We start from the raw sequence: 25,265 nt of genomic DNA, 5'->3' as shown, positions 1-25,265 counted from the left end.
TCATGATAAACGAGCGGCGGATCAGCGCCGGCGGCACGGTCGCCGTCTATTCGGACATCACCGAGCTGAAGCAAAGGGAGGAGAACCTCGCCGAGAAGTCCGCTGCCCTGGAAGCGCTTTCCAGCAAGCTGGCGAAATATCTGGCGCCCCAAGTGTACAGCTCGATATTCACCGGCCGCCAAGACGTTAGAATCGCCAGCCAGCGTAAGAAGCTGACCATATGCTTCTCCGATATCGCCGGCTTTACCGAGACCACCGACAAGATGGAATCCGAGGATCTCACCCAGCTCCTCAATCACTACCTGACGGAAATGTCGAAAATCGCGTTGGATCATGGTGCCACGATCGACAAGTACGTCGGCGACGCGATCCTGATGTTTTTCGGCGACCCTGAGACGCGCGGCGTCAAGCAGGACGCGCTGGCTTGCGTGCAGATGGCGCTTGCCATGCAAAAGCGGATCAGCGAGCTTACGGAGGTCTGGCGGGACATGGGGATCGAAACACCGCTGCGCTGCCGCATCGGCATCCATACCGACTACTGCACCGTCGGTAACTTCGGCAGCGAGGACCGGATGGATTACACGATAATCGGCGGCGCCGTGAATCTCGCCTCGCGCCTGGAACAAGAGGCGGCTCCGGGGACCATCCTCATTTCCTACGAGACGTTTGCGCAAGTGAAGGACACGATCGATTGTGAGGAGATGGGGCACGTCCAGGTCAAGGGCATCGCCTATCCGGTCGCTACCTACCGCGTCATCAAGGCCAATCTAGCGGGCGCCTGTCGCGTTGTTCGAACCGAGCTGCCGCACTTCAGGCTGGAACTTGAACCGGGGCTGATGTCCGCCGATGAGCGTGGCGGTGCCGCCACTGCGCTTCGAGACGCGCTGGACCGGCTTTCCCACAAGCCCGGGCAGTAGGAGTTGGGCGCCGCGCCTGCCGGCAAATCACCGAAGCCGCGTCCGAGCAAGTCACGACTACGTATCCGGGCCGGACATGGGTTGAGGTGGTAGCGGAGGAGGGACTTGAACCCCCGACCCCAGGATTATGATTCCCGTGCTCTAACCAACTGAGCTACTCCGCCAGGAGCGGCGAAGAGGCTCGAAGAACCACACCGGTCGTGGGCAATTCGAGGCGTTCGCCAAGGTCGCGCGGATATAAGGTTGGCAGGGCAAAGCTGTCAAGCCGCACGCATCAGCATAATCTCATCCCGGAAAAGCCGCGCCGGGCAGACGCTGAAGCGCATGCATCGGGGTTGAGTTCGACGGGGCACGTCGCTATGTCTCGGCCACGAAATTCTAGAGTTTGAGCGAATGAAGCCGCGCATCGCCGTCCTCGGTTGCGGATACTGGGGCAGCAACCACATCCGCACCCTCAAGGCGCTTGGCGCGCTCCATGCCGTTTCCGACGTCAACCGTGCCCGCGCCGAAGGCTTTGCCAGCGAGCAGGACTGCCTGGCGATCGGGCCGGACCAGCTGTTCGAGCGCGCCGATGTCGACGCCATTGTCATGGCGCTGCCGCCGCAATTCCATGCCGACATGGCGCTGCGCGCCATCGAGGGCGGCAAGGACGTGCTGGTGGAAAAGCCGATCGCGCTGACGGTCGCGGACGCCGAGCGTTCGGTGCAGGCGGCCAGGAACAATGGCCGCGTCTTCATGGTGGGCCACGTGCTGCGCTTCCACCCCGCCTTCGAGACGCTGAAGGCGTTGATCGACAATGGCGAGCTCGGCGAGGTGCGCTACATTCACTCGCACCGGCTCGGCCTCGGCAAGTTTCACACCGAGAACGACGCGCTCTGGGACCTTGCGCCGCATGACCTCTCGATGATCCTCGCCATCACCGGCACCGAGCCGATCGAGGTCAGGGGCGAGGGCGCGGCACTGCTCGACAACCTCAGCGACTTCGCGCATCTGCACATGCGCTTTCCGAACGGCGTGCGCAGCCATCTGTTCGCTTCTCGTCTCAATCCCTATCGCGAGCGCCGGCTGACCGTGGTCGGAACCAAGGCGATGGCGGTGTTCGACGATGTCGAGCCGTGGGAGCGCAAGCTTGCGGTCTATAGGCACGCGGTCTGGCAGGACAGCGGACAGTGGGCCTTCACCGCCAACGAGCCTTCCTACGTTGCGGTCGGCGAAGGCATGCCGCTGACGCGCGAGCTCGCCCACTTCATGCAGTGCATCGAGACGCGCGCCGAACCCCGCACCGACGGCGAGGAAGCGATCCGGGTGCTGCGCATCCTGACGGCTGGGACGGTGGCGCATAGCGGGTCGCCCGCTTAAGGCGCGACCACAAAAGGAATCCTGAGGCAAAGCGCCCGATTGAAGGCGTGGGTTACTCGGCGGGGACGTGCGCGGGCTGCTGCGCAAGCCTGGACAGCATCGCCTCGGCCTCGGCGCCGCGCTCGGAGCGCTCGATAAAGCCGCCGCCATAGACTCGCGCCTCATCGCCGTCATCGGAATAGAGCACGCAGGCCTGTCCGGGCGCGATGCCGGATTCGCCGTCGACCAGCTCGACCGAGGTCACGCCGTCGCGGTGATGCAGCACGGCCGGGCGCGGCGGCCGGGTCGAACGGACTTTTGCGAAAAGCTCGATCCCGCCGGCCGGAACGTCGGAGAGCGGGCCGTCGCCGAGCCAGTTCATGGCGCGCAGGTAGATCCTGTGCGTCTCCAGCGCCTCGCGCGGGCCGACAATGACGCGGGCGCGGTCGGCGTCGAGATGGACGACATAGAGCGGCTCGCCCGAAGCGATGCCGATGCCGCGGCGCTGGCCGATCGTGAAGCGCAAGATGCCTTCGTGACGCCCGAGCACGCGACCGTCGATATGGACAATATCGCCCGGATTGGCGGCCGCCGGCTTCAGCTTGGCGATAATGTCGGAGTACTTGCCCTGCGGCACGAAGCAGATGTCCTGGCTGTCCTGCTTGGCGGCGACCGTCAGCCCCATCTCCTCGGCGATCGCCCGCACCTGCGGCTTGGGAAGTCCGCCGAGCGGGAAGCGCAGATAGTCGATCTGCGCCTGGGTCGTGGCGAACAGGAAATAGCTCTGGTCGCGGTCTGCATCGGCCGGCCTGTAGAGCGCGCGATGCGCGCCATTGGCGCGCGAGCGGATGTAATGGCCCGTGGCCAAAGCATCGGCGCCGAGATCCTGGGCGGTGGCCAAAAGGTCCGCGAACTTGACCGTCTGGTTGCAGGACACGCAGGGGATAGGCGTCTCGCCGGCGACGTAGCTCTCGGCGAAGGGATCGATGACCGCCTTGCGGAAGCGCTCTTCATAGTCGAGCACGTAATGCGGGATGCCGAGCGTCTCGGAAACGCGGCGGGCATCGTCGATGTCCTGGCCGGCGCAGCAGGAACCGCCGCGGTGCGTTGCCGCGCCGTGGTCGTAAAGCTGCAGGGTGACGCCGACAACATCATAGCCGTCGCGCTTCAGGATGCCGGCAACGACCGATGAATCGACGCCGCCCGACATCGCGACGACGACGCGGGTGTCTTCTGGGCGTCGGGGAAGATCGAGGCTGTTCATGGTTCTTTCAATCTGCGTGGCGCTGGCTGCCAATGGCCGGAATATAGGTCAAGCATCCCGGCGGCGCCAGCTTGGCTCCTCAAGCGATTTTATCGGGCAAAATCAGGGCCGGACCCCGATTATCTCAAATGCCGAACGAAAACCTAACGCGACGTTCACGATCCTTACCTAGTCATTAGGCTTCGCTTAGGCAATTTTTAAAGCTGTGGCGGTACGGTGGCGGGGATTGGGTCTTTGAGTTTTTAGTAGAGAGTACGATGACCGATCTGGTTAGACCTAGAGTCAAATATGTTATCGGGCCCGACGGCAGCCCTCTCACGATAGCCGATCTACCGCCGACGAATACACGGCGCTGGGTTATCCGGCGCAAGGCGGAAGTCGTCGCGGCGGTCCGCGGCGGACTACTCAGCCTGGAAGAGGCCTGCCAGCGCTACAAGCTGACCACCGAGGAGTTTCTCTCCTGGCAGGCATCGATCGACGAATATGGCCTTGCCGGGCTGCGCACGACGCGGATCCAGCAGTACCGGCACTAGGCTCCGACTGCCGGAAACCAAAGAAGGGCGCGGAACTCCGCGCCCTTTTGCTTCCGGGATCTGCGCTGATCAAACCGTCAGCACAACCTTGCCGATCGGTCGGGTGGCGAGGAAGGCATGGGCGGCACCCGCCTGGTTCAGCGGAAAAGCCTTCGCCACGTGCACGGCGAGCTTCCTGGCATCGACTAGCCTGGCGAGTTCCACCAGCCCCTCGCGATCCGGCACCACCGACATGCGCTCGACGCGGATGTTGCGCTCCCCGGCCTTGGCCCTTGTCGCATCGTGGACGTTGAGCAGCGACACCAGCACGCCGCCTTCGCGCAGCACTTTCAGCGACCGGTCGGCATGGTCGCCGCCCATGGCGTCCAGCACCAGATCGATATCGCGGACCCGTTCGGTGAAATCTCCGTTGGTGTAGTCGACGACCTCATCGGCGCCGATCGAGCGGACGTATTCAAGCTTGTCCGGGCTCGCAGTAGCGATGACCCAGGCGCCGCGCGCCTTGGCTATCTGCACAGCGAGATGGCCGACGCCGCCGGCGCCGGCGTGGATCAGGACGCGCTGGCCGGATTGCAGGCCGCCGTGGCGGACGAGACCCTGCCAGGCGGTCAGCCCGGCCAGCGGCAGCGCCGCGGCTTGGGCATGGTCGATGGCGGCAGGCTTGGCTGCGATCTCGTCCACCGGCGTGGCGACGAACTCGGCATAGGCGGCGGCCTGCTTGGGGAAGCGCGGCATGCCGAAGACCGCATCGCCGAGCTTGAAGGCGGTCACGCCGGTGCCCAGCGCCTCGACGGTGCCCGAGATATCCCAGCCGAGAATGAAAGGTGGTTCGCCGATGAGAGGGAAGTAGCCGGCGCGCACCGCGCCATCGACCGGGTTGATGCCCGCGGCCTTGACGCGGACCAGAACTTCGCTGGCCTTGGGCGAGGGGGCCGGCTGTTCGGCGACGAAGAGGACGTCGGGTTCGCCAACGGAATTCTGGGTAACGGCACGCATTGGATGGTCTCCTGCTTGATTGCTGCCGCTATCATTTGGATAGTAACAATCTCTTGTCTAGTATGCACCTTTCGGATATATAGATACCCCATGGATAGTGAAGACAGCGGTTCCTTTGGCTACGATGCATTCCGGCGCACCTGCCCGTCGCATACGGTGCTCGAAATGCTGGCCAGCAAATGGGTCTATCTGACGGTTTGCGCGTTGCGGCGCGGCCGCCTGCGCAATGGCGAGCTCGCCCGCAAGCTGGAAGGCATCACGCCGAAAATGCTGACGCAGACGCTGCGCGTGCTGGAGCGCGACGGGCTCGTCCGGCGCGAGGTCTATCCGGTCATACCGCCGAGGGTCGAGTATGAATTGACGGAGCTCGGCCAGAACCTTGCGGGACTGCTCAGCCAGATCAGGTCCTGGGCGGAAGAGCATGCCCCCGACATCAAGGATGCCCGTGCGCGGGCGTCGGCGGACCATCAGGATGATGAGACGGCGATGCTGCCCTAGGCCGGAGGCCGGGCTTTTTCGGCTCGTGGTTCGAAACGGCGATCAGGCAGCGCTCCGAGGGATCAATTGCGCTCGGCGGTCAGCCGATCATGGCGCTGCGGCCGCCCACTTCCGTGTCGCGGATCTTGCTGTCGCGCGATTCCAGCATCTCCGCCTTGGAAAGCTCCGCTTCAGCTTCGCCGAGTAATGATTCGGCCATGGTTCGCTGCAGGGCAAGATCGTTCTGCGAGTTCCTGAGGTTGTCGCGGCGCAGGCGTGCCGCCTTGGCGAAGGTCGGATAGGCAAAATGATTGATGTCGGTGATGCCGGCTTTTTTCTCTTCGGCGACGATTTGCGCCTCCAACTCGACGGCCATGCGTTCGAATTCGGCGATCATCATGTCCAGCTGCAACAGCTGGCGCCGCTTCTCATTCACCTGAAACTGCTTCAGCCGAACGAGGTTTTCACGTGACTTCATGACTCGGTACTCCGCAAAACGCACACCTGCATATCGTCCCATCGACCTCGAGAGGCCTACGCGTCGCCCGTTTCCACCGGCTTTCCCCGCTCTATGGGAAACAAAGCCCTAAAGATTTTTGCCGGCGGTAACCATTCGTTTACGGGCATTGTTAATCATACGGGCGAGGACTTAAGGCCGGGTAAAAATTCCGGACAGCGGCAGGAAGCGCGGCCTGCGAGTCTCTGGAGTCACTTAGGCTTGCTTATTAATGTGGTACATGAGCGATTTGGGTCTACGATTCGTTATTAGATTCAAGTGGGTGTAGAAAGGGGTTAAAAAATCTGATATCGTGACCGACACGAAATTAGGATTTGTTAACCAGTCGGTGGCACCTTCTGTTCAGGCAATCACTGCTCCGGGTTCGGGACGGGTCGTGACGCGGCCCGGCGGCAGAAAAGGGGAATGAAATGCGTGTTCTGCTGATTGAAGACGACAGTGCAACCGCACAGAGCATCGAGTTGATGCTGAAATCGGAAAGCTTCAACGTCTATACGACCGACCTCGGCGAAGAAGGGGTCGATCTCGGCAAGCTTTACGATTACGACATCATCCTCCTCGATCTTAACCTTCCCGACATGTCGGGCTACGAGGTGCTGCGCACGCTTCGCCTCTCCAAGGTCAAGACTCCGATCCTGATCCTCTCCGGCATGGCCGGAATCGAGGATAAGGTGCGCGGCCTCGGCTTCGGCGCCGACGACTATATGACCAAGCCTTTCCACAAGGACGAGCTGGTGGCGCGCATCCACGCCATCGTGCGCCGCTCCAAGGGCCACGCCCAGTCGGTCATCACCACCGGCGACCTGGTGGTCAATCTCGACGCCAAGACGGTCGAGGTGGGCGGCCAGCGCGTGCACCTGACCGGCAAGGAATATCAGATGCTTGAGCTGCTCTCGCTGCGCAAGGGCACGACCCTTACCAAGGAAATGTTCCTCAACCACCTCTATGGCGGCATGGACGAGCCGGAACTGAAGATCATCGACGTCTTCATCTGCAAGCTGCGCAAGAAGCTCGACGCAGCGTCCGGCGGCCAGAATTACATCGAGACGGTGTGGGGCCGCGGCTATGTGCTGCGTGAGCCGGAAGACATCCGCGTCAGCGCCTGATCCTCTGCCAATTCAAACAAAAAACCCGGCTCAGGCCGGGTTTTTGTTTGGGGTGTCGAAAAGCTCAGGCCGCGATTTTCAGGAAGCGGAAGCTCTCGAGCAACTGCGCGCGGTTGAAGGGCTTCAGCAGGTAACCCTGGGCGCCGGCACGTTTCGCTCGCATGATCGAGCCGACATCGACTTCGACGAGCGAGACCAGGATCTGCGGCTTGACGGGGTTTTCGATGGCACGGATGCGGCGAATGAGGTCGACCGCCTGCATATCCGGCAGGCCGCCGTCGACAACAATGACATCGGGCATGTCGCCGGAGCAGATCTCGATCGCATCAAGCCCGCTGGCCGCCTCGAAGACCACGATGTCCGAGCCGCCAAGGATACGCTTCGCGACCTTCCTGATGACGCTCGAGTCGTCCACGAACAGGCAGCGTTTCATTTCCGGGTCCTCTTTGCCATCTGCCGAACCGGCAATCCGGTAACCGTGAGGCACCCTAGAACAATCTGGTAAAGAAGCCGAAAAGCGGTTAGGTAAAGTTTTTCCAAAGAACCGCTTTGCGCGGTTTTGGCCTGCGATGCATTGCAGTGCCAGGCGGCAGGCAATGCTTCGATCGCACTGCCAGCTGCAAGATCAGCGACAATGGATACTTGACCTGTTCTTGGCTGTCGCTCAGGCCGCCGACAACACGATCTCATCGGCCGTCGCATGGATCGAGATCGTCATGTTCGCCTCGCGCGCCAGAAGCAGCGTGTAATAAGGCTGGACCGAGTGGGCGTCGATCGGCTCCTCGGGCTTGTGGCCCGAATGCAGCTCGAGGAATTTCGGCGGCACCCGCAGCATGGGGCCGCTCGCCGACAGCGAGAAACGCGGTTCGGTCTCGAGGTTCTCCAACGTGACAACCAGCCTGCCGCCACGCGGTATGGCGGCATTGGCGACAAGAATGAGATTGAGCAGAAGCTTGACCTTGTTCTTGGGCAGCAGCGCGCGGGCGCCGTTCCAGACAAGTTCCGGCTTCTCGTTCTTCAGGAAGGCAATGGCCACGGCCTCGGCGTCGCCGGTATCGATCATCATGCCGGCGGAGCCCGCGGCGCCGAAGGCGATGCGGGCAAACTGCAGCCGCGCCGAGGCGTTCCTGGCGCTCTGGCGAATCAGCTTCATGGCGTCTTCGTCGGCGCCGCCTTCATCGAGCAGTTCGAGGCCGTTGTTTATGGCGCCGACCGGGGAAATGATGTCGTGGCATACGCGGCTGCACAAAAGCGCAGCCAGATCGGGGGCGGAGAGGGTGAAGAGCTCGGCCATCGGAGAAATCCCTGCTGGTTCACATGTCATGGCCGAACGTTGTCGCGCCCGCTACGCGAATCACGCTCTTTTCCAAGGCCTTCTGAATACACAGCGTCCGTCCATGCATCAACAAATCCACAGCTGCGGACAGCGAAAATGGTGCGTGATGCCGCGAAATTGAGGCTGATAGAGATCGTGTCAGGCTCTTCAGCCCTCGAACCGCCATCTTCCTGCGCCAGCTTAATGGTTGAAAAAGGATTACGGCATAGTTTGCCCGTAACAGTCATCTCGAAACGGCCGCCAAGAGCCGTAGGGATACGAGGCGTCGGCGAAAGTGCTCCCTGACGGAGATTGGAAGCATGTTTTCCCGATTCTTTGACCGGATGTTCGTCCGCGTCCTCACCATGACGATCGCCCTCTCGGGTGCTCTCATCCTCTCAACCTCGGCGTCGCGGGCCCAGGAATACACCGCGCAAGAGATTGTCGATTCCGGCCACAAGTTCTTCGGCGCGACGTCGGGAGGCCTCGCCACCGTGGTCGAAAAGGTGTTCGCGTCCTACGGCCTGCCAAACGGTTATCTGCTCGGCGAGGAGGGATCCGGCGCGCTGATCGGCGGCCTGACCTATGGCGAGGGCACGCTGTACACCAAGAACGCCGGCGACCATAAGGTGTTCTGGCAAGGCCCATCGCTCGGCTGGGATTTCGGCGGCGAAGGCTCGCGCGTGATGATGCTGGTCTACAATCTCGACGATATCAGCAGCCTCTACAACCGCTTCGGCGGCGTCGCCGGATCGGCTTATGTCGTGGCGGGCGTCGGCTTCAACGTGCTGCAAAGCAACAGAGTGCTGCTCGTTCCGATCCGCACCGGGGTCGGTGCCCGGCTCGGCGTCAATCTCGGCTATCTGAAGCTGACCGAGCGGGCGACGTGGAATCCGTTCTGACCGGACAGGATTGCCACAGCCGCTCGGATAAGACTGATCGTGCCGCGGCGTGCTCTTGCCGCGGCGCTGGATTTCCGCCATGCCAAGGTGGCACAGTCGGCATGGCGGGTTGCCGCCTCGCATACGGATAGTCCACCTTGGTCCAGTCGATCCTGTTCTTCGCACTCGGCTTCCTCTGCGCGGCCTTTCTGGTGTCGCTGATCGCGCCGGCCGTCTGGCGGCGGGCCGTCGTGTTGACACGCCGGCGCCTTGAGGCCTCGATGCCGCTGACGCCTGCCGAGATGCTGGCCGAGAAGGACCGTATCCGCGCCGAGTTCGCCATGAACACGCGCCGACTCGAGATGAACATCAAAAATCTGAAGGAAAAGGTGGCCGAGCAACTGGTCGAGATCGGCCGCGCCCAGGAGGCCCTGAAGGGACTGGCGGTCGAGAAGAAGGACAAGACTCAGGCGCTTTCCGATCTGCAGGCCAAGAACGCGGAGCTCAGGCTGCGCGAGGAAGAGTTGCACAAGCTTACGGAAAAGCTGGCGCAGGCGGAGCGCTCGCTGGAGAAGCGCGCGCTGGAGCTGCAAAAGCTCGAGCAGATGTATGACGAAGCCAGCTTTTCTTCCTCAAACCGCCAGATCGAGCTCGTCGCCCGCGAATCGGAACTGGACAAGCTTGCCAATGACATTGCGGTGCTGCGCAGCCAGCGCAAGGAAGCGGACCGGCGCAATCAGGAACTGGCAGCGGAAAGCAAAGCCGCCAGGGACGCGCTCAAGGCGGAGAAGAAGCGGACGGCCGAGCTGGACAAGAAGGTCGAACGGCTGCTTGCAACCCTTGCCGACCGCGAGGAAAAGCTGGACAGGCGCGAAAAGGAGCTGGCGCGGATGCGCGAACGCCCAAGCAAAGATCATGCGGTAAATGGCGGAACGCATAAGGCCGACGAAGTCCAAGGGATCGACAATGCCATCGCCAAGCTCGAAGGCGATCGCGAGCGGCTAGAGGCGCGGCTGACGGCGCTTGCGCGGGAGAACAAGCGGCTCAAGACCGATCTTGCCGCCCTCGAAACGGCACAGCCCGAACAGGCAGCCGAGGCACCGCGCGCCGGTGCGGCGCTTCGCGAACAAATGAACGAACTGGCAGCCGAGGTCGTCAACCTGACGATGAGGCTGGAAGGGCCGGATTCGCCGATCGCCAAGGCCTTGGCGACACCTCGCGACGAGCGGCAAGATATCGGCGAGCGCGGCATCAGCCTCGCGGACCGTGTCAGGGCCTTGCAGAAGGCCAACGCAAGCAACTGATCCGAATGCCGTGGCGAGCGGAGCGTCTTGGTCCTGCGCCGCTATCGTTTCGAGAAGTGATGCAGGGCGATGGCCGATGCGGCTGCAACGTTCAGGCTGTCGAATCCCTCCGCCATGCCGATCCGTACGGTCCGCAGGCGACTGAGCAGGGTCTCGGGCAGGCCTTCGCCTTCCGTGCCGAGAAAGAGGGCCAGCCGAGACGTTCTTTCCGCAGCGCGGATGTCCGTTTCGCCGCGCGGCGAGAGCGCGAACTGGGCGAAACCCATCCGGTCAAGCGTTGCGGTCAAGCTCATCGCATTGTCGAAGGAGCCGAAGGGCACCTTCAGCGCCGCGCCGACCGAAACGCGGATCGCCTTGCGGTAAAGCGGATCACAGCAGGTGGGATCGAGAAGCACGGCGTCCGCGCCAAAGGCTGCGGCGTTGCGGAAGATCGAGCCCATATTGTCATGATTGGATATGCCGACCAGAACCACGACCAACGCGCTTGCCGGCAAGGTTTCGAGCAGCACCTCGGCCGGTTGAGGAGAGCCCCGAACGCCAATCGCCAATACGCCGCGATGCATGTGGAAGCCGGCGATCCGGTCCATGACGTCGCCGTTTACGACATAGATCGGGAGGTCGGCTGGCGCCTTGCGCAAGACACCTTCGAGGCCCGCCCGCCTGTTCTCCAGAATGAGGGCCGATTCCGCTGCGAAGCGTCCGGCCGACAGCAGAAGATCCAGCACCACCTTGCCTTCGGCGACGAAGCGCCCATGTCGTCCGACGAGATCGCGCTCGCGGATATCGAGATAGGCGGCGACACGCGGATCCCGCGCGTCGTCGACAGGGATGAGGTTCATAGAAATCTCGCCGGCGAACGATCGTCAGCAAGGTAAGGGGCTTTGCAGAGCCCGGGTCAAGTCCCGGCGCGGCGCATCCTGTAGGCCATCTGCGACAGGTCGCCGTCGCCGAAAATGCCTTCCAGCGTGCGAAGCAGCTCGCGCACCGCGTCGGAGTTGCAGGAATAATAGATCATCTGGCGATCGCGACGCGTCTCGACGATATCAAGCGCTCTCAGCTTGGCCAAATGCTGCGACAGAGCGGACTGGCTCAACTGGACTTTCTCGGCGATGGCGCCGACGGACATTTCGCCCTCGATCAGATAGCTGACGATCAGCAGCCGCTTTTCATTGCCCATGAGCGTCAGAAACGCGGCAGCCGATTCGGCGTTGGCGACTAGCTTGCTTGAGATCATGGATCCCCCATGTTTTCTGGCTCATCCAGCTGCCATGGGGGCAATGGCGGCTGATTTCCACGATATTCAGGTCAGGGAGCGCCGCTGAATCGGCGCTGCAACAAAAGGTAGATCATTTTACCCAAATCTCAAGAGTTGCTTTCGATCCGGGACGATTAACTTTCGCTACTGTGCCCGCCCTGCGGCGCGCCCGGCCTTGGCCATCTCGACCAGCACGGACCGCAACTCGCCGGCAGTGCCGAGAGGCCGAGGGAAGAAGACCCTGCAGGTGGCATCCGGAGAAGCCAGATCCATGCCGTCCGCATCGAAACCCGTAGCGATCCAGCCATCGCCTTCGGCCCGGCCGAAATGGCGCGCATAAATGCAAAGCGCATCGCGATGGTCGGCATTCATGTGGTCCAGCGCCGACTGTTCGCTGGCCCCCAGCTCCTCGACGATCGTGCCGCCGGCGATCAGGTCGGCGCGATCCAGAAGATAGGCTTTGCCGAAGCCGCCATTGAGACTGGCGCGTTCAGGCTCAAGCCGGAATATCGAGAAGTCGCCGAGCCCGGCATAGAGTTTCGCCTTCGGATTGCGGTTGAGATAGCGCCGTTCGGCGCGGGCGTGACCCGCCGATCCGCGCTCCAACCGCAGCGCCTGGCATACAAGCGAGATGCGGGGATGCGCGAGCGGATCGCCCTTGCCGGGTTCGCCGACGAGCAGCGAGCAGCGCGGGTCGGCGAGAAGCGCGCCGGTATGCGCCGACAGCATCGAGACCAGGATCAGCGGCGCGCCGTCGATGTCGGTCGCCACGCCGACCCGGCTTGCCAGCGGCGCCCCGGTGCCGGGCTCGATTGCCGCAAGCGCGCCGAAGCGGGCCGAGCGGACCAGAGTCTTCGCCAGCCTGACGGCCTCGGTGTCGGTCTCGCGGATGACATCCTTCCTGGTCTCGGTCACAGCGCTCACCGCGATAAGTTGATTTCTACTCTCCGGCTATCTGCCAAACAGGCCGGACCTGACAAGGGCTTCAATTTCAGTCTCGTCGATGCCGAAGCGTGCCAGCACAGCCGAAGGCCGGCGGTCGGCGACGGTCGGCGCCGCGGCAAGCGTCGAGGCGGCGCTGGAGAAGCGCGGCGCCGGCGTCGGACGTTCGAGCTCGCGCGATCTTGCAAAATTTTGCCGGGCACGGCTCTGCGGATGATCCCTGGCTTCGGTCAGCGACAGGACCGGAGCGACGCAGGCGTCGGTCGGTCCAAACACCTCGGCCCACTCGTCGCGTGTCTTCTCTCTGATCCTCGCGGCAATGGCAGCGCGCATGTCGGGCCACGATGTCCTGTCATATTGGCTGCCGACAAAACGCCGGTCGAGCGGCAACAATCGGGCGAACTCGGCAAAGAATTGCGGTTCGAGGCAGCCGATGGCGACATGCCGTCCGTCCGCCGCCTCGTAAACGTCGTAGAAGGGGGCCCCGGAATCGAGCAGGTTCTCACCGCGTCGCTCGCTCCAGAGGCCGGCCGCCATGAAGGCATGGATCGGAGCCGCGAGCATCGATGCACCCTCGACCATGGCGGCATCGATCACCTGACCTTTGCCGGTGCGCGAGCGCTGGAACAGGGCCGCCAGCACGCCGGCGATCAGCATCATGGCGCCGCCGCCCTGGTCGGCGACAAGGTTCAGCGGCGGCACGGGCGGCGCTCCCTGCCGGCCGACGGCATGCAGCAGGCCGGCATAGGCGAGGTAGGTGATGTCATGACCGGCGCGGCGCGATAGCGGCCCGTCCTGGCCGAAACCCGTGAGGCGGCCGTAGATCAGCGCAGGATTGCCTTCCAGCACGACATCAGGCCCGAGGCCCAGCCGCTCCATGACGCCTGGGCGAAAGCCTTCGATGAGAACGTCGGCCTTTTCCGCCAGGCGCAGCAGAAGCTCCGCGCCGTCCGGCCGCTTCAGGTCGAGCCTGAGGATGGAGCGGCCGTGGCGGTCGAGGTCGTGGGCCTCCGGCAAGGACAGAAGCGGCTCTTTGGCGTCCGCCCGCTCGATGCGCAGGACGTCTGCGCCCATCTCCGATAGCATCAAGGCGGCGAGCGGCACCGGGCCGAGGCCCGCCATCTCGATCAGCCTGAGGCCAGCCAACGGCCCTGTCTTGTCGGCGGCTGTCGGCGGCGTGCTCATTCGCTTTTATTTGGGCGCCATGCGGATCGCGCCGTCGAGGCGGATGGTCTCGCCGTTCAGCATCTGGTTCTCGATGATGTGGAGCGCGAGTGCTGCATATTCCGAGGGCTCGCCGAGGCGAGGCGGGAAGGGCACCGAAGCGCCGAGCGAATCCTGCACCTCTTGCGGCATGCCGGCCATCATCGGGGTCTTGAAGATCCCTGGGGCGATGGTGCAGACGCGAATGCCCGAGCGCGCCAGGTCGCGCGCCACCGGCAATGTCATGCCGACGACGCCGCCCTTGGACGCCGAATAGGCAGCCTGGCCGATCTGGCCGTCATAGGCGGCGACCGACGCCGTGTTGACGATGACGCCGCGTTCGCCGCCGGCGAGCGGTTCGAGTTTCGCCGCCCGGTCGGCGACCAGGCGGATCATGTTGAAGGTGCCGATCAGGTTGATCTCGATCACCTTGCGGTACTGGTCCAGCGGGTGCGGGCCATCCTTGCCGACCGTCTTCACACCAATGGCAATGCCGGCGCAATTGACCAGGATGCGCGGTTCGCCGAGCTTTGCCGCCACTTCGGCGATCGCCGCGCTGCCACTGTCTGCGCTGCTGACATCGCATTGAACCGCGATCCCGCCGATATCGGCGGCAACCTTGGCCGCGCGATCGATACCGATATCGAGTATCGCTATCTTGGCGCCCTTGGTGGCAAGGGCGCGCGCCGTCGCTTCGCCAAGGCCGGAGCCAGCGCCAGTGATGATCGCGATCTGGCCGTTCGGGGTCATGGTGGCGTCCTCCCAGAATTTCGGATCATGCTACGAAGCGCGTTGCTGCGGCGCAACCTGAATGACCGGATCGATCGAGGACTGCGGATTGGCCGAGGCGCGGACCGCGACCTGGGCCAGGTCGGCAACCCGCGCCGTATCAGCATGACAGACCTCACCGACGAACCGGGCCACCGCGCCAGGCCTGATTTCGTGATGGAGCAGCCGGTCGAGATCGACCGGACGCGGCATGGTGATCTGCCCGCGCGGGAAGCGCTTGAAGCCGAGCGGCCCGTAGTAGGGCTCATCACCGACCAGCATGACGGCCGGCGCGCCGGCCTTCGCGGCGGCTTCGAGCGCGATCGCGACCAGCCTGCGGCCTATGCCGAGATTCTTGAAGGCGGGCCGCACGGCAAGCGGGCCGAGCATCATGGCGCTTCCGGCGCCTGCCGCCACGCGCGTCATGCGCACCGAGGCGATCACCGTCTCGTCCTCGACGGCGACAAAGGACATCGAGCGGTCGTGCCCGCCGGCCTCGCGGATCTTATAGGCGGCCAGCACGAAACGGCCCGGCCCGAAGGCCTCGTCGTTGATGGCTTCGATTTCAGGATCGTGCGCCGGGGTCTCCGGCAGATATTTCACGTCGGCAAGGCTCATGGTCTTTGCGTTCCGGTATGCGAGGAAAGGTTTGCTGCAAGCGGCAGCGTTCGCCAGTCAGCGCTTCATCAAGCGCGGGCGTCCTTTCGTCGTCGGTCGAACCGGATCGTGGCAAAGTCAAACATGGGCGCTTCCGCTAGCATCAATTGTTCCCGGCTGCAATCGGCGCTTTTCACCTTTCTTTTCGCCGTTTGACGAACTGTTCAGCGCCTGGGGGCTTCGACATTTCGGGTAAGCGCCTAGATGTCTGTTGGAACCGCAGGGAGATTCGCATGGGATTGCTGGTTGAAGGCAAATGGCAGGACCGCTCGACCGTTGCCGACAGCAGCGGCAGGTTCGTGCGTGCCGAAGCGCAATGGCGCGACTGGGTGGCGCGCGACGGTGCGCCGGCGCAAGGGCGTAAGCGCGGCTTCAAGGCGGAGCCCGGGCGCTATCACCTTTACGTCTCGCTCGCCTGCCCCTGGGCGCACCGGACCTTGATCTTCCGCGTCTTGAAGAAGCTGGAAGACATCATCTCCGTCTCCGTGGTGCACCATTTCATGGGCGAGAACGGCTGGACCTTCACAGCCGAGGACGGCGCAACCGGCGACACGCTCTACGGCCTCGACTTCCTGCACCAGATCTATGCCAAGGCCGATCGCGGCTATTCGGGCCGCGCGTCCGTACCGGTGCTGTGGGACAAAAGACAGGAAACCATCGTCAGCAACGAGTCGTCAGAAATCATCCGCATGCTCAATTCCGGCTTCGACGAATGGGGTGATGCGAGCCTGGACTTCTATCCGCCGGCGTTGCGTTCCGAGATCGACAGGATCAATGCGCTGGTCTATCCGGCGATCAACAACGGCGTCTATCGCGCCGGCTTCGCCACCTCGCAGGAAGCCTATGAGGAAGCGTTCGGCGAGCTCTTCGCAGCACTCGACACGTTGGAAGAGCGGCTGTCAAAGCAGCGCTATCTTGTCGGCGAGCGGATCACCGAAGCTGACTGGCGTCTATTCACCACGCTGGTGCGCTTCGATCCGGTCTATGTCGGCCACTTCAAATGCAATCTGCGCCGGATCGCCGACTATCCGAACCTGTCGAACTATCTGCGCGACCTCTACCAGGTGCCCGGCGTGTCAGGCACGGTCAGCCTGCATCACATCAAGTCGCACTACTACGGCAGCCACAAATCGATCAATCCGACGGGGATAATCCCGGCGGGACCTAAACTCGACTATGCCGCACCACATGATCGCGGCCGGTTCAGGAAGGCGGCATGAGTCACCAGTAGGCCGAGACCTGCTCGCCGCCGAAAATTTCGGCAATCCGACGTCGCGTCGCCGGCGTCGCATCTGCCGGCAAACGGTCGAGCGGAAAGAACGCCGCCTCGGCGATCTCATGGTCCGCCGATTTCGGCGCCGTCTGGTTGAAGGCTTCGACCAGATAGAGGCCGACGTGGTCGCGTGTGCTGGCGCGACGGTTGAAGTGCATCGATCTCAGCACCGGCGGAGCCGTCAACGCGATGTTGCCCTCCTCGGCGAGCTCGCGCGCCAGCGCCTCGACAAGCGTCTCGCCGACCTCGACGCCGCCGCCAGGCAACTGCCAGCCCGGAACATAGGTGTGGCGGATGAGGAAGATGGAGTTGGATGCGCGGTCGTAGATCAAGCCGCGCACGCCAAGCGTCATCGGGCGCCGCAGCAGGAAATAGAGATGGAACAGCCTTGCCCGCAGTCCCGCCCAGCCGGTCTGGCGGAACGCCTGTTCCGAATCGGCGCCAGTCATCCACGAAACCGCGAGCGGACAGGAAACGTTGAGTAGAAAGCCCGGACCGGGTCGCTTAAGAAGGGGCTATGCTCAGGCTTGCACATATTTCCGATGTCCATCTGGGGCCGCTGCCCGATGTAACCTATCGCGATCTCGCGTCCAAGCGCGTGCTGGGTTACGTCAACTGGCAGCGCAACCGCCGCCGTCATATGCACGATGCGGTGATCGACACGATTGTCGGCGATATCAAAGCCAACGCCCCCGACCACCTCGCGGTCACCGGCGATCTCGTCAACCTGGCGCTCGATGGCGAGATCGAGATGGCGAAACATTGGCTGGAGACGCTGGGCTCTGCGAATGACGTATCCGTGGTGCCGGGCAATCACGATGCCTATGTGCCGGGCGCCTTCGACAAGGTTTGCCGGTCATGGGCGCCGTGGATGACGGGCGACGGCATCAACAGCCCGATCGACCGCAATTCCTTTCCCTATTTGCGGGTTCGCGGTGATGTCGCTCTGATCGGCGTCACGACGGCGCGGGCCACGGCGCCCTTCATGGCCAACGGCTTCTTCATGGAGGGCCAGGCGGAGCGGCTCGGCAACATCCTCGACGCGACGGCCAGACAGGGGCTGTTTCGCGCCATCATGATCCATCATCCGCCGGTGCGTGGCGCGGTCTCGCAGCATAAGCGGCTGTTCGGTATCGCGCGCTTCCACAAAGTCATTCGCCGGTATGGCGCCGAGCTTGTGCTGCACGGCCACTCGCACTTGCCTTCGCTGTTCACCATCGGTCCGCGCGGCGTCAAGGTGCCGGTGGTCGGCGTGGCCGCCGCCGGCCAGGCGCCGGGCGGCGATCATCCCGCCGCTCAGTACAATCTGTTCGAGATCGGCGGAAAAAAAGGTGGTTGGACCATCCGCCTGACACGGCGCGGCCTGACCGGTCCGGCACTGCCGCCGTCGGACATTCAGGTGATCGAGCTCGGTGCCGATATGCCGGTGGTGCGCGAGCCCGTCGTCAGAAGCTGATCTTCATCTGGGCGATGCGGTCCCAGAACAGCACCAGCGATACCGCCAGGCCGACCAGGGCGCCGGCGGCGATCAAGCCGAGGCCGGCGAAGAAGGTCGTCCAGCCGTTGCGGCGCGTTGCAGCCTGCAAGGGCGGCTCGGCTTCCCGGACCTCGGCTCGATGCAGGCCAGTCACCGCGCTCTCGACCGCGCCTTCCATCATCCGCTGCCGCTCGACGACACGCTCGGCCACGTATCGCGTAACGGCATCGGCGACGGGCTTCATGTCGGTCGATTCGGCCAGCACCACGCGGCCGATGCGCGTGTCCTTAAGGAAGCGGAAGGTGCGGCGATCCCGCCCCATGGCGACATGGCTGACGGCATCGACCCACAGCCGCGGCTGCAGGCCGGAGGAGACGGCGAAGTCGAAATTGTCGATATCCGCCGGCACGTCGGCGAAAACGGGGGCGAGCTCCGCGGCCAGCAACTCGAGCCGCATGCGGTGCGCCTCGCGCATGTCGACCACCACATCATCGCGGTCGGCGAAGGCGTTCTTGACGTCGCGGATCGCGTCCGCGAGCTTTCGCGATGGCTCGATCGGGGTGATTTTGTCGCCTGCATCCTTCATGGCGCTGCCTCGCTGTTGGTAAACAGCGAGTTAACACAGTCGCCGGCAAAATGCACTGCGAGATGGGCTCAGCTTGCGGCTGCGCTGAACACCGGTCTCTGGATTCTGCCGCGGCGACGCGTGTTGCGGCGCACGGCCTCTGCAGTCAGGTCAGGCGCCTCCTCGACCAGCATGTGGCCCGCCTCCAGCACGTGGTGCAGGTGGAAATGCGGCGGCAAGTCCTCGGCCTGGGCGACGGGCAGGACGGGATCGTCCGTTCCCCAAAGCACCATCACCGGCATGCTCAGGGTTTCCAGCCGTTCGCTCGGGATGACACCTTGCCGGTCTTCCCTGGTGATCACGGCTGCAGCACCGACGAGGGTCCGCAACTGGCCCGGCCGTTTGCGCATGCCGCACAGCGCCTCCACCACGTGTTGAGGAGGAGAACTTTGCGGCCCCGACATGGCGGCAAGACAGGCGCGGATCTCATCTCGATCGGCCGCGGCCGCATAGCGCCGCAGCAACGGACCGTTGATCTCGGGGCCGAAGCCGCCGGGCGCCAGCAAGGTCAGCGAGGCCACCCTTTCGGGATCGGCAGATGCCATCAATGTCGCGATCGCGCCGCCCATGGAATGGCCGACGACGTGAACTTTGCCCAGGCGGCGCTTGCCCAGATCGGCCAGGATAACCCCAGCGGCCTGCTTGACTCCTGCCGCCTGGCACTCCAGGGAGTTTCCGTGGCCCGGCAGGTCGTAGGCAAGTGTCCTCACATCGGGCGTCAATCCCGCAATCACGTCGCGCCAGATCGAATGGCAAGCGCCGAAGCCGTGCAGGAAGACGATCGTCTTCGAGCCAGCACCGCTTTCGGCGACGTGAAGAGAGTTAAACATCGAGATTGTTGGCTGTGAAGCAGTATGAGGGGCAATTCAAGATTGTGGCTGAATTGCTCCCTGAGCAGGTCGATAGCCAGTAAAATCTTCGCGAATTCGCCGTGCGCGCCCCAATCGAATGCGTAAGCAGGCCTAAGACTCGTTGAGTGTCGACGCGCGCTGTGCCGAGCAGATCCGGCGTGCGAATTTAATATTCCAATCAGTCCGCACGTCAGCGAATGCTCCACGTTCGCTCAGCTCGGATTGCCAATCCCCGCAGAGCGCAAGGATTGCACCAGCCGGTCGATGAGATCGGCGGGGTACTTCCTGTCAACAAAAGTGGCGCGCGGATTGGCGGCGAATTTCGGGAATTCGGCCGTGAGCTCGTTCGCCAATTCGTTTGCGAGCTTGTCGCGGCCTGAGATCTTGGCGCCGATCAGGCGCGCCGCCAGGTAATGCGATTTGGACGCGGTGGTCCGCAGCGACTCGCTGGCAATCGCTGCCCTCTGGGTGTCGCCTTGCATGAAGGCTCCGACAAACAGGCCATAGTCCCACCAGGTCGGATGACCGCTGAAGGCCTCGACGGCATGGCCCAGGATCGGCGTCCCTTCCTGGTATCTGCCAGCGAAGATCAGGCCGTAGCCATAAGCGGCGGCCATGCCGAGATCGTAGGGGTTGAGCTCATAAGCCTTGCGCATCCAGCGGATCGCTTCGTCGGTGTTGCCGAGGCGCGAGTTGAGGTAGCCGTAGGCGCGATGCGCGTGCGGACTCATCGGTGCCATCTGAATGGCGCGGTGGGCAAACGACATGGCCTGCTCGACCGTTGCGCCGGGCGGATAGGCGTAGCGGTTGTTGACGGCTTCCAGTTGCAGGGAAGCCAGTTCCGAGTAGACGAGCGATGATTTGGTGCTTTCCCTGACCAGCTTCTCCAGACAGCGATACGCAGCTTCGTGCGCCTTGGCGCTCTGGTCGAGATAGTAGAGGTCGTCGAGCACCAGACATCCTATCTGGCTGGTCCGGATATCGCTCTGGTCGATATAGCTGTAGATCGCGCCCGAAGCGGGGACGGTAGAGCTCAGGAGATTGGCGATGTTGCTCTCGACCGCACCAGGCGCGCTTTCGGCCGATGTCAGGTTGCGTGACAGGAGAACCCGTCCCGTCGCGACGCTCTGCAGCTCGATCATGACGTCGCCGGCGTTAGTCCCGGGAATAAGATCGAAAACGAAGCTGATCGGATCGGCGGAACGATTGCGCGTAGCGTCGGCGTCGCGTCCGATGAAGTCTATCGTATCGAAGCCGGCCAGACCGGCGCGCAGCGAGGAAGCAACACGGGCCGCCTCGGGTCCGTCGGCTTTGATGGCCAAGTAGATCAAAGGCAGGCCTTCGAACGTTTGGGAAGCGACGCTGCTGGTCGCGCCTGCCGTTTCGACTTCAACCGGCGCGACCGCGTCGTCACCACGAAGAAAGGCGTTACCCTGGCGGACGACAAGGATACCCAGCATGGCGATGACCAGCACCATGGCGGCCCAGAAGAACCGCAACTGGCGCGTCAGCGATGACGCGGATTGGGTCGGTGCCGGGGTCGTCGTCAGCGGCACGGCGTCGACCGGTGCGGCGGCGGCCTCGGGCTTCTCGAAATGCTTGGAAGGCCGGGCGATCGGGGCATCCGCGGGTTTGGCGTCGGCTGGGAGCCGTATGGCGTTCAACTCGTAAGAAGGCACATAGCCGCCGCGCGGAATGGCGATGCGTACCGGCTCGCCAATGCCTTCGCTGGCGAAATATTGATCCAAAAGCTCGCGCAGCCGCCCCGCCTGGACCCTGACGACCGCGTCGGTCGATCCGTCGAAATCGCCGTCCTTGCCGAAGACATCCATGGCAATGGACACACCCTTCAGCCGGTCGGCTTCGCCTGCCTGCTCGCGTTCGACCAGATAGCGTAACAGCCTGCGGGCCCGCTCGGATCGTCCGAACGTTTCGCTGGCAAGCAGTCGCTCCAATGTCTCGCGCACTGCGGGGGCGGCAGGCGTGGCAGGCTCCAAGTGTCGGACCTTTCAGAGTCGGCACAGGTTAGGGCGCGATAATATAGCGCGCGCTCCAGCGCACAAGGAACCTTCTGTTATGTGATCGCGTAAGCCACGGGAAATTTACCGGCCGGTTAACGAATTTGAACGCGGCTCGCGCCTGCCATGAAGCGTGGCACGTCCGATGAACGCGCCACGCTTTATCAATCGAACAATCAGACGGCCTTGCGGCCCAGGATGCGGTTGGCGGCCGAGACCACGGCCTCCAGCGAGGCGGCGACGATGTTGGTGTTTATGCCTGCGCCGAACAGCTTGCCGCCGGGATATTCCATCTCGACATAGGAAATGGCCGAGGCGTTCGACCCGCGCTGCAAGGAATGTTCGGAATAGTCGAGCACCGACATGTCGACGCCGATATGGCGCGAAAGCGCATCGACGAAGCCGTCGATCGGGCCGGTACCGGTGCCGGTGATGGTGACTTCCTTGCCGTTGTCGAGGATCTCCGCCTCGACCACGCGACGGCCCTTTACCGCAGTGTCCGGATAGGTGCGATGGTCGAGGAATTTCAGCCTGGCGCCGGGCTGGTCGACATAGGCTTCGAGGAAGCGCTCGTGGATGCGCTTGGCCGGCACTTCCTTGCCTTCGGCGTCGGTGATCGCCTGGATGTCCTGGCTGAACTCGATCTGCAGGTTGCGCGGCAGATTGAGGCCGTAGTCGGCCTGCAGCACGTAGGCGATGCCGCCCTTGCCCGACTGCGAGTTGATGCGGATGATCGCCTCATAGGTGCGGCCGACATCGGCGGGGTCGATCGGCAGGTAGGGCACTTCCCAAACCGGCGTGTTGGCTTTGCGCAGCGCCTTCATGCCCTTGTTGATGGCATCCTGGTGCGAGCCGGAGAAAGCGGTGTAGACGAGCTCGCCGACATAGGGGTGGCGTTCCGGGATCTTCAGCTGGTTCGAATATTCGTAGACGTCCTTCATCCGGTTGATGTCGGAGCAGTCCAGCTCGGGATCGACGCCTTGCGTGTACATGTTGAGCGCCAGCGTCACGATGTCGACATTGCCGGTCCGCTCGCCATTGCCGAACAGCGTGCCCTCGACGCGGTCGGCGCCGGCCATCAGGCCGAGCTCGGTGGTGGCGATGCCGGTGCCGCGGTCGTTGTGCGGATGCAGCGAGATGATCAGCTTGTCGCGGTTGTCGAGATTGCGGCACATCCACTCGATGCGGTCGGCATAGACGTTGGGCGTCGACATCTCGACCGTCGATGGCAGGTTGACGATCAGCTTGTTGTCGGCCGTCGGCTTCACGATCTCGGTGACGGCGTTGCAGATCTCCAGCGCGACCTCGAGCTCGGTACCGGTGAAGCTCTCCGGCGAATATTCGAAACGGAAGCCGCCGCCGGCCTTGGCGGCCATTTCGGTGATCATCTTGGCGGCATCCGTGGCGATGCGCTTGATGCCGGCGACGTCCTTTTCGAAGACGACGCGGCGCTGCAGCTCGCTGGTCGAGTTGTAGAAATGCACGATCGGGCGGTGGGCGCCCTCGAGCGCCTCGAAGGTCCGCGTGATCAGCTCGGGCCGGCACTGCACCAGAACCTGCAGCGACACGTCCTTGGGCACGCCGCCCTCCTCGACGCACCAGCGGGCGAAGTCGAAGTCGGTCTGCGAGGCCGACGGGAAGCCGATCTCGATCTCCTTGAAGCCCATGTCGAGCAGCAGCGCGAACATGCGCGCCTTGCGCTCATGGCCCATCGGGTCGATCAGCGCCTGGTTGCCGTCGCGCAGGTCGACCGAGCACCAGATCGGCGCCTTGTCGATCACCTTGGACGGCCAGGTGCGATCGGCGAGGTTGACGGTCGGGTAGGGCTGATATTTGCGGGCGGCATCGGCCATGTGGCCGGGCGCTTGCGCGCCCGTTTCGGCCTCGCCGGCGCGGATTGCTTCTCTTCTATTCATCGTCGTTTCTCCCGGCGGCTCGTGGGACCGCCTTCAGGCGGATCGGTGCCGAGCGGCGCCTTTACCAAAGAATTTCGTTCGCTTGATGTGACTTGCCAATCTAGCCAAGGAGCAGGCGCCCAAAGCGGCGGTTTTCGACCGCCGGGCGCTCCTTCAGCGAACCCGGCGATCGCCGATAAGGCCGAGAAGGAGCAGGGTCGAAGCAAGCGCGCGCACGGTCTCGCCGGCAAAGCCGGGGCGAGAAGAAGCGACGGAGCGGGTGCGCGTGGTCATGCCGGCTCTCTTACAGGAGCGGCCATCCGGAGGCAAGTGCCGGCCCGGCTTTGAGTCTTTGGTTTCATGCATATCGTCTTCCCAAAACCGCTGCACAGTTTTGGTCGACATGCTTTGGCGCGGCTCTTCCCCGCATCAGCCAAATGCGACACACTCGCCTCCGGAGGACCTGATCCGAGGGGGAGGTCGTGCATGAATTTCGTGTTCTTCTCGCCGCATTTTCCGGGCAACGGCGCCGATTTCTGCGAACGGCTGAAGAAGGCCGGCGCTACCGTGCTCGGCATCGGCGACGCGCCCTATGAGACGCTGAGCAGCAAGCTCAAGGCGGCGCTTTCGGAATATTATCGGGTCGCGGACATGGAGAACTACGATGCCGTATTCCGGGCGATGGGCCATTTCATCCACAAATGGGGCCGCATCGACCGCTTCGAGTCGTTGAACGAGCACTGGCTGGAGCTCGAGGCCAATATCCGCACCGACTTCAACATCTTCGGCACCAAGCTCGACTTCGTGAAGAATTTGAAGCGCAAGAGCCGCATGCGGGCCTTCTTCCGCAAGAGCGGCGTCGAGACAATCCCGCAACGCAAATGCTCCGATCGGGCGGGCGCCATGACCTTCATCCGCCGGGTCGGCTATCCGGTGGTGGTGAAACCGGATTCGGGCTCCGGCGCCTCGAACACGTTCAAGATCTCCAACGCGAAGGAGCTCGATCAGTTCTTCAAGGACAAGCCCGAAGGCGTGGCCTTCGTCATGGAGCAGTTCATCGAGGGCCTGGTGGTGACCTTCGACGGGCTGGTCAACCGCGACGGCGAGGTGGTGCTGGCGGCGAGCCACCGCTACGACCAGAGCGTCATGGAGGTGGTCAACCGCGACCGCCATATGAGCTACACCTGCTTCCCCGAGATTACGCCCGCGGTCGAGGAGGCAGGCCGCAAGATCCTGAAGGCGTTCGACGTACGCGAGCGCTTCTTCCACATCGAACTGTTCGAGACCAGGGACAAGCGCATCATTGCGCTGGAGGTCAACATGCGGCCGCCAGGCGCCTGGATGACGGATGCGATCAACTACACTTTCGACATCGACGTCTATGCCGAATGGGCCAACATGGTGGTGAAGGACGCGGCCGGCGGGCCCTACAAGGGCAAGTATTTCACGGCCTATGCCAGCCGCAAGCGACACCTCGACTATTTGCACAGCCATGAGGACGTGCTAGCCGCCCACGGCGACAAGATCGTCCACCATCAGGCCATCGAAGAGGTTTTCAGCCGCGCCATGGGGAACTACGCCTACCAGATGCGCTCGAAGGACCAGAAGGCGCTGCGTCAGGCGGTCGACTATATCCACGCGGAAAAGGCGTGA

The 25,265-nt window shown here is 63.3% G+C and carries 26 protein-coding genes and 1 tRNA gene; 10 read left to right on the top strand and 17 right to left on the bottom strand.

Annotated elements, in window-relative coordinates; genetic code table 11:
* A partial coding sequence (locus EOA75_RS02695) for an adenylate/guanylate cyclase domain-containing protein (protein WP_164747249.1) occupies positions 1–917 on the top strand: 917 nt, incomplete at its 5' end.
* Positions 918–1,004: 87 nt separating this feature from the next.
* Here EOA75_RS02695 and EOA75_RS02690 read toward each other — a convergent pair.
* Positions 1,005–1,081: transfer RNA gene (locus tag EOA75_RS02690), tRNA-Met, on the bottom strand.
* 229 nt (positions 1,082–1,310) lie between these two features.
* Here EOA75_RS02690 and EOA75_RS02685 point away from each other — a divergent pair.
* On the top strand, positions 1,311–2,276 hold the full coding sequence (locus EOA75_RS02685; protein ID WP_095777253.1) for a Gfo/Idh/MocA family oxidoreductase: 966 nt from the start codon (positions 1,311–1,313) through the stop codon (positions 2,274–2,276).
* 52 nt (positions 2,277–2,328) lie between these two features.
* Here the strand turns inward: EOA75_RS02685 and mnmA are convergent, their stop codons facing one another.
* Positions 2,329–3,519 carry a tRNA 2-thiouridine(34) synthase MnmA gene (gene mnmA, locus EOA75_RS02680; protein WP_127323563.1) on the bottom strand — a complete coding sequence of 397 codons (1,191 nt, stop codon included), beginning with the start codon at positions 3,517–3,519 and terminating at the stop codon, positions 2,329–2,331.
* A 257-nt stretch (positions 3,520–3,776) separates the two neighbouring features.
* Here mnmA and EOA75_RS02675 point away from each other — a divergent pair, with 257 nt between their 5' ends.
* On the top strand, positions 3,777–4,052 hold the full coding sequence (locus EOA75_RS02675) for a DUF1153 domain-containing protein (RefSeq protein ID WP_006203587.1): 276 nt from the start codon (positions 3,777–3,779) through the stop codon (positions 4,050–4,052).
* Between the two features lie 69 nt (positions 4,053–4,121).
* On the opposite strand, the gene EOA75_RS02670 is transcribed toward EOA75_RS02675, so the two are convergent.
* Entirely contained in the window at positions 4,122–5,048 is a 927-nt protein-coding gene (locus tag EOA75_RS02670) for an NADP-dependent oxidoreductase (RefSeq protein WP_067326369.1), read from the bottom strand.
* Positions 5,049–5,138: 90 nt separating this feature from the next.
* On the opposite strand from EOA75_RS02670, the gene EOA75_RS02665 reads away from it, so the two are divergent.
* Positions 5,139–5,546, top strand: coding sequence for a helix-turn-helix domain-containing protein (locus EOA75_RS02665; RefSeq protein ID WP_066994146.1), 408 nt, complete (start codon positions 5,139–5,141; stop codon positions 5,544–5,546).
* Positions 5,547–5,625: 79 nt separating this feature from the next.
* Here EOA75_RS02665 and EOA75_RS02660 read toward each other — a convergent pair whose 3' ends face one another.
* The gene (locus EOA75_RS02660) at positions 5,626–6,003 is read right to left on the bottom strand and encodes a flagellar export protein FliJ (RefSeq protein WP_127323562.1); all 378 of its coding nucleotides are present in this window, start codon (positions 6,001–6,003) and stop codon (positions 5,626–5,628) included.
* Between the two features lie 449 nt (positions 6,004–6,452).
* Between EOA75_RS02660 and ctrA the strand changes: the two genes are divergently transcribed.
* Entirely contained in the window at positions 6,453–7,148 is a 696-nt protein-coding gene (gene ctrA, locus EOA75_RS02655) for a cell cycle two-component system response regulator CtrA (RefSeq protein ID WP_006203583.1), read from the top strand.
* 64 nt (positions 7,149–7,212) lie between these two features.
* On the opposite strand, the gene EOA75_RS02650 is transcribed toward ctrA, so the two are convergent.
* Positions 7,213–7,581 (bottom strand): response regulator, encoded by a 369-nt coding sequence (locus tag EOA75_RS02650; protein WP_066994154.1) that lies wholly within the window; start codon positions 7,579–7,581, stop codon positions 7,213–7,215.
* Positions 7,582–7,812: 231 nt separating this feature from the next.
* Positions 7,813–8,442: a histidine phosphotransferase family protein gene (locus EOA75_RS02645; RefSeq protein WP_067326376.1), complete on the bottom strand. Its 630-nt coding sequence runs from the start codon at positions 8,440–8,442 to the stop codon at positions 7,813–7,815.
* A 386-nt stretch (positions 8,443–8,828) separates the two neighbouring features.
* On the opposite strand from EOA75_RS02645, the gene EOA75_RS02640 reads away from it, so the two are divergent.
* Both EOA75_RS02640 and EOA75_RS02635 read left to right on the top strand, forming a co-directional pair.
* Positions 8,829–9,365, top strand: coding sequence for an EipA family protein (locus tag EOA75_RS02640; RefSeq protein ID WP_245299591.1), 537 nt, complete (start codon positions 8,829–8,831; stop codon positions 9,363–9,365).
* 137 nt (positions 9,366–9,502) lie between these two features.
* Complete coding sequence (locus EOA75_RS02635) at positions 9,503–10,648, top strand: hypothetical protein (RefSeq protein WP_127323561.1); 1,146 nt, start codon at positions 9,503–9,505, stop codon at positions 10,646–10,648.
* Positions 10,649–10,689: 41 nt separating this feature from the next.
* On the opposite strand, the gene EOA75_RS02630 is transcribed toward EOA75_RS02635, so the two are convergent.
* The 6 genes from EOA75_RS02630 to EOA75_RS02605 all read right to left on the bottom strand — a co-directional run bounded on the left by EOA75_RS02630 (position 10,690) and on the right by EOA75_RS02605 (position 15,434).
* Complete coding sequence (locus tag EOA75_RS02630; RefSeq protein ID WP_127323560.1) at positions 10,690–11,487, bottom strand: RNA methyltransferase; 798 nt, start codon at positions 11,485–11,487, stop codon at positions 10,690–10,692.
* A 56-nt stretch (positions 11,488–11,543) separates the two neighbouring features.
* On the bottom strand, positions 11,544–11,882 hold the full coding sequence (locus EOA75_RS02625) for a metalloregulator ArsR/SmtB family transcription factor (protein ID WP_066994170.1): 339 nt from the start codon (positions 11,880–11,882) through the stop codon (positions 11,544–11,546).
* Between the two features lie 165 nt (positions 11,883–12,047).
* Entirely contained in the window at positions 12,048–12,818 is a 771-nt protein-coding gene (locus tag EOA75_RS02620; RefSeq protein ID WP_127323559.1) for a HugZ family protein, read from the bottom strand.
* Between the two features lie 36 nt (positions 12,819–12,854).
* A complete protein-coding gene (locus EOA75_RS02615) occupies positions 12,855–14,030 on the bottom strand; it encodes a CaiB/BaiF CoA-transferase family protein (protein ID WP_127323558.1) in 1,176 nt (391 codons plus the stop codon).
* A 6-nt stretch (positions 14,031–14,036) separates the two neighbouring features.
* Positions 14,037–14,798 carry a 3-hydroxyacyl-CoA dehydrogenase gene (locus tag EOA75_RS02610; protein ID WP_127323557.1) on the bottom strand — a complete coding sequence of 254 codons (762 nt, stop codon included), beginning with the start codon at positions 14,796–14,798 and terminating at the stop codon, positions 14,037–14,039.
* Between the two features lie 30 nt (positions 14,799–14,828).
* Positions 14,829–15,434, bottom strand: coding sequence for an N-acetyltransferase (locus EOA75_RS02605; RefSeq protein WP_127323556.1), 606 nt, complete (start codon positions 15,432–15,434; stop codon positions 14,829–14,831).
* 272 nt (positions 15,435–15,706) lie between these two features.
* Here EOA75_RS02605 and EOA75_RS02600 point away from each other — a divergent pair, with 272 nt between their 5' ends.
* Complete coding sequence (locus EOA75_RS02600; protein ID WP_127323555.1) at positions 15,707–16,693, top strand: glutathione S-transferase family protein; 987 nt, start codon at positions 15,707–15,709, stop codon at positions 16,691–16,693.
* A 1-nt stretch (position 16,694) separates the two neighbouring features.
* On the opposite strand, the gene EOA75_RS02595 is transcribed toward EOA75_RS02600, so the two are convergent.
* Positions 16,695–17,195 (bottom strand): NUDIX domain-containing protein, encoded by a 501-nt coding sequence (locus EOA75_RS02595; protein WP_127323554.1) that lies wholly within the window; start codon positions 17,193–17,195, stop codon positions 16,695–16,697.
* A gap of 68 nt (positions 17,196–17,263) precedes the next feature.
* Between EOA75_RS02595 and EOA75_RS02590 the strand changes: the two genes are divergently transcribed.
* Complete coding sequence (locus tag EOA75_RS02590; RefSeq protein ID WP_066994187.1) at positions 17,264–18,202, top strand: metallophosphoesterase; 939 nt, start codon at positions 17,264–17,266, stop codon at positions 18,200–18,202.
* Here EOA75_RS02590 and EOA75_RS02585 read toward each other — a convergent pair.
* From EOA75_RS02585 to leuA, 4 genes are all read right to left on the bottom strand, one after another.
* A complete protein-coding gene (locus EOA75_RS02585) occupies positions 18,192–18,809 on the bottom strand; it encodes a hypothetical protein (protein ID WP_095801707.1) in 618 nt (205 codons plus the stop codon). The two genes, EOA75_RS02590 and EOA75_RS02585, sit on opposite strands and share 11 nt — an antisense overlap.
* A gap of 68 nt (positions 18,810–18,877) precedes the next feature.
* Positions 18,878–19,678, bottom strand: coding sequence for an alpha/beta fold hydrolase (locus EOA75_RS02580; protein ID WP_127323553.1), 801 nt, complete (start codon positions 19,676–19,678; stop codon positions 18,878–18,880).
* Between the two features lie 233 nt (positions 19,679–19,911).
* Positions 19,912–21,696, bottom strand: a complete 1,785-nt coding sequence (locus tag EOA75_RS02575; RefSeq protein WP_127323552.1) for a tetratricopeptide repeat protein — start codon at positions 21,694–21,696, stop codon at positions 19,912–19,914.
* Between the two features lie 197 nt (positions 21,697–21,893).
* A complete protein-coding gene (gene leuA, locus EOA75_RS02570) occupies positions 21,894–23,570 on the bottom strand; it encodes a 2-isopropylmalate synthase (RefSeq protein ID WP_164747250.1) in 1,677 nt (558 codons plus the stop codon).
* A gap of 528 nt (positions 23,571–24,098) precedes the next feature.
* Here leuA and EOA75_RS02560 point away from each other — a divergent pair.
* Positions 24,099–25,265, top strand: coding sequence for an ATP-grasp domain-containing protein (locus EOA75_RS02560; protein WP_127323550.1), 1,167 nt, complete (start codon positions 24,099–24,101; stop codon positions 25,263–25,265).

The organism is Mesorhizobium sp. M1A.F.Ca.IN.022.07.1.1 (assembly GCF_003997575.1).
Taxonomy (GTDB): Bacteria; Pseudomonadota; Alphaproteobacteria; order Rhizobiales; family Rhizobiaceae; genus Mesorhizobium.
The sequence above is the reverse complement of the archived record's forward strand: the minus strand, read 5'-3'. Positions and strand labels throughout refer to the sequence as shown.

What these genes read in the sequence shown, in the direction of transcription:
- EOA75_RS02685 (WP_095777253.1), top strand. Translation starts at nt 1,311, where the DNA reads ATGAAGCCGCGCATCGCCGTCCTCGGTTGCGGATACTGGGGCAGCAAC.
- mnmA (WP_127323563.1), bottom strand. Translation starts at nt 3,519, where the DNA reads ATGAACAGCCTCGATCTTCCCCGACGCCCAGAAGACACCCGCGTCGTC.
- EOA75_RS02675 (WP_006203587.1), top strand. Translation starts at nt 3,777, where the DNA reads ATGACCGATCTGGTTAGACCTAGAGTCAAATATGTTATCGGGCCCGAC.
- EOA75_RS02670 (WP_067326369.1), bottom strand. Translation starts at nt 5,048, where the DNA reads ATGCGTGCCGTTACCCAGAATTCCGTTGGCGAACCCGACGTCCTCTTC.
- EOA75_RS02665 (WP_066994146.1), top strand. Translation starts at nt 5,139, where the DNA reads ATGGATAGTGAAGACAGCGGTTCCTTTGGCTACGATGCATTCCGGCGC.
- EOA75_RS02660 (WP_127323562.1), bottom strand. Translation starts at nt 6,003, where the DNA reads ATGAAGTCACGTGAAAACCTCGTTCGGCTGAAGCAGTTTCAGGTGAAT.
- ctrA (WP_006203583.1), top strand. Translation starts at nt 6,453, where the DNA reads ATGCGTGTTCTGCTGATTGAAGACGACAGTGCAACCGCACAGAGCATC.
- EOA75_RS02650 (WP_066994154.1), bottom strand. Translation starts at nt 7,581, where the DNA reads ATGAAACGCTGCCTGTTCGTGGACGACTCGAGCGTCATCAGGAAGGTC.
- EOA75_RS02645 (WP_067326376.1), bottom strand. Translation starts at nt 8,442, where the DNA reads ATGGCCGAGCTCTTCACCCTCTCCGCCCCCGATCTGGCTGCGCTTTTG.
- EOA75_RS02640 (WP_245299591.1), top strand. Translation starts at nt 8,829, where the DNA reads ATGACGATCGCCCTCTCGGGTGCTCTCATCCTCTCAACCTCGGCGTCG.
- EOA75_RS02630 (WP_127323560.1), bottom strand. Translation starts at nt 11,487, where the DNA reads ATGAACCTCATCCCTGTCGACGACGCGCGGGATCCGCGTGTCGCCGCC.
- EOA75_RS02625 (WP_066994170.1), bottom strand. Translation starts at nt 11,882, where the DNA reads ATGATCTCAAGCAAGCTAGTCGCCAACGCCGAATCGGCTGCCGCGTTT.
- EOA75_RS02615 (WP_127323558.1), bottom strand. Translation starts at nt 14,030, where the DNA reads ATGAGCACGCCGCCGACAGCCGCCGACAAGACAGGGCCGTTGGCTGGC.
- EOA75_RS02610 (WP_127323557.1), bottom strand. Translation starts at nt 14,798, where the DNA reads ATGACCCCGAACGGCCAGATCGCGATCATCACTGGCGCTGGCTCCGGC.
- EOA75_RS02605 (WP_127323556.1), bottom strand. Translation starts at nt 15,434, where the DNA reads ATGAGCCTTGCCGACGTGAAATATCTGCCGGAGACCCCGGCGCACGAT.
- EOA75_RS02600 (WP_127323555.1), top strand. Translation starts at nt 15,707, where the DNA reads ATGGGATTGCTGGTTGAAGGCAAATGGCAGGACCGCTCGACCGTTGCC.
- EOA75_RS02595 (WP_127323554.1), bottom strand. Translation starts at nt 17,195, where the DNA reads ATGACTGGCGCCGATTCGGAACAGGCGTTCCGCCAGACCGGCTGGGCG.
- EOA75_RS02590 (WP_066994187.1), top strand. Translation starts at nt 17,264, where the DNA reads ATGCTCAGGCTTGCACATATTTCCGATGTCCATCTGGGGCCGCTGCCC.
- EOA75_RS02585 (WP_095801707.1), bottom strand. Translation starts at nt 18,809, where the DNA reads ATGAAGGATGCAGGCGACAAAATCACCCCGATCGAGCCATCGCGAAAG.
- EOA75_RS02580 (WP_127323553.1), bottom strand. Translation starts at nt 19,678, where the DNA reads ATGTTTAACTCTCTTCACGTCGCCGAAAGCGGTGCTGGCTCGAAGACG.
- leuA (WP_164747250.1), bottom strand. Translation starts at nt 23,570, where the DNA reads ATGGCCGATGCCGCCCGCAAATATCAGCCCTACCCGACCGTCAACCTC.
- EOA75_RS02560 (WP_127323550.1), top strand. Translation starts at nt 24,099, where the DNA reads ATGAATTTCGTGTTCTTCTCGCCGCATTTTCCGGGCAACGGCGCCGAT.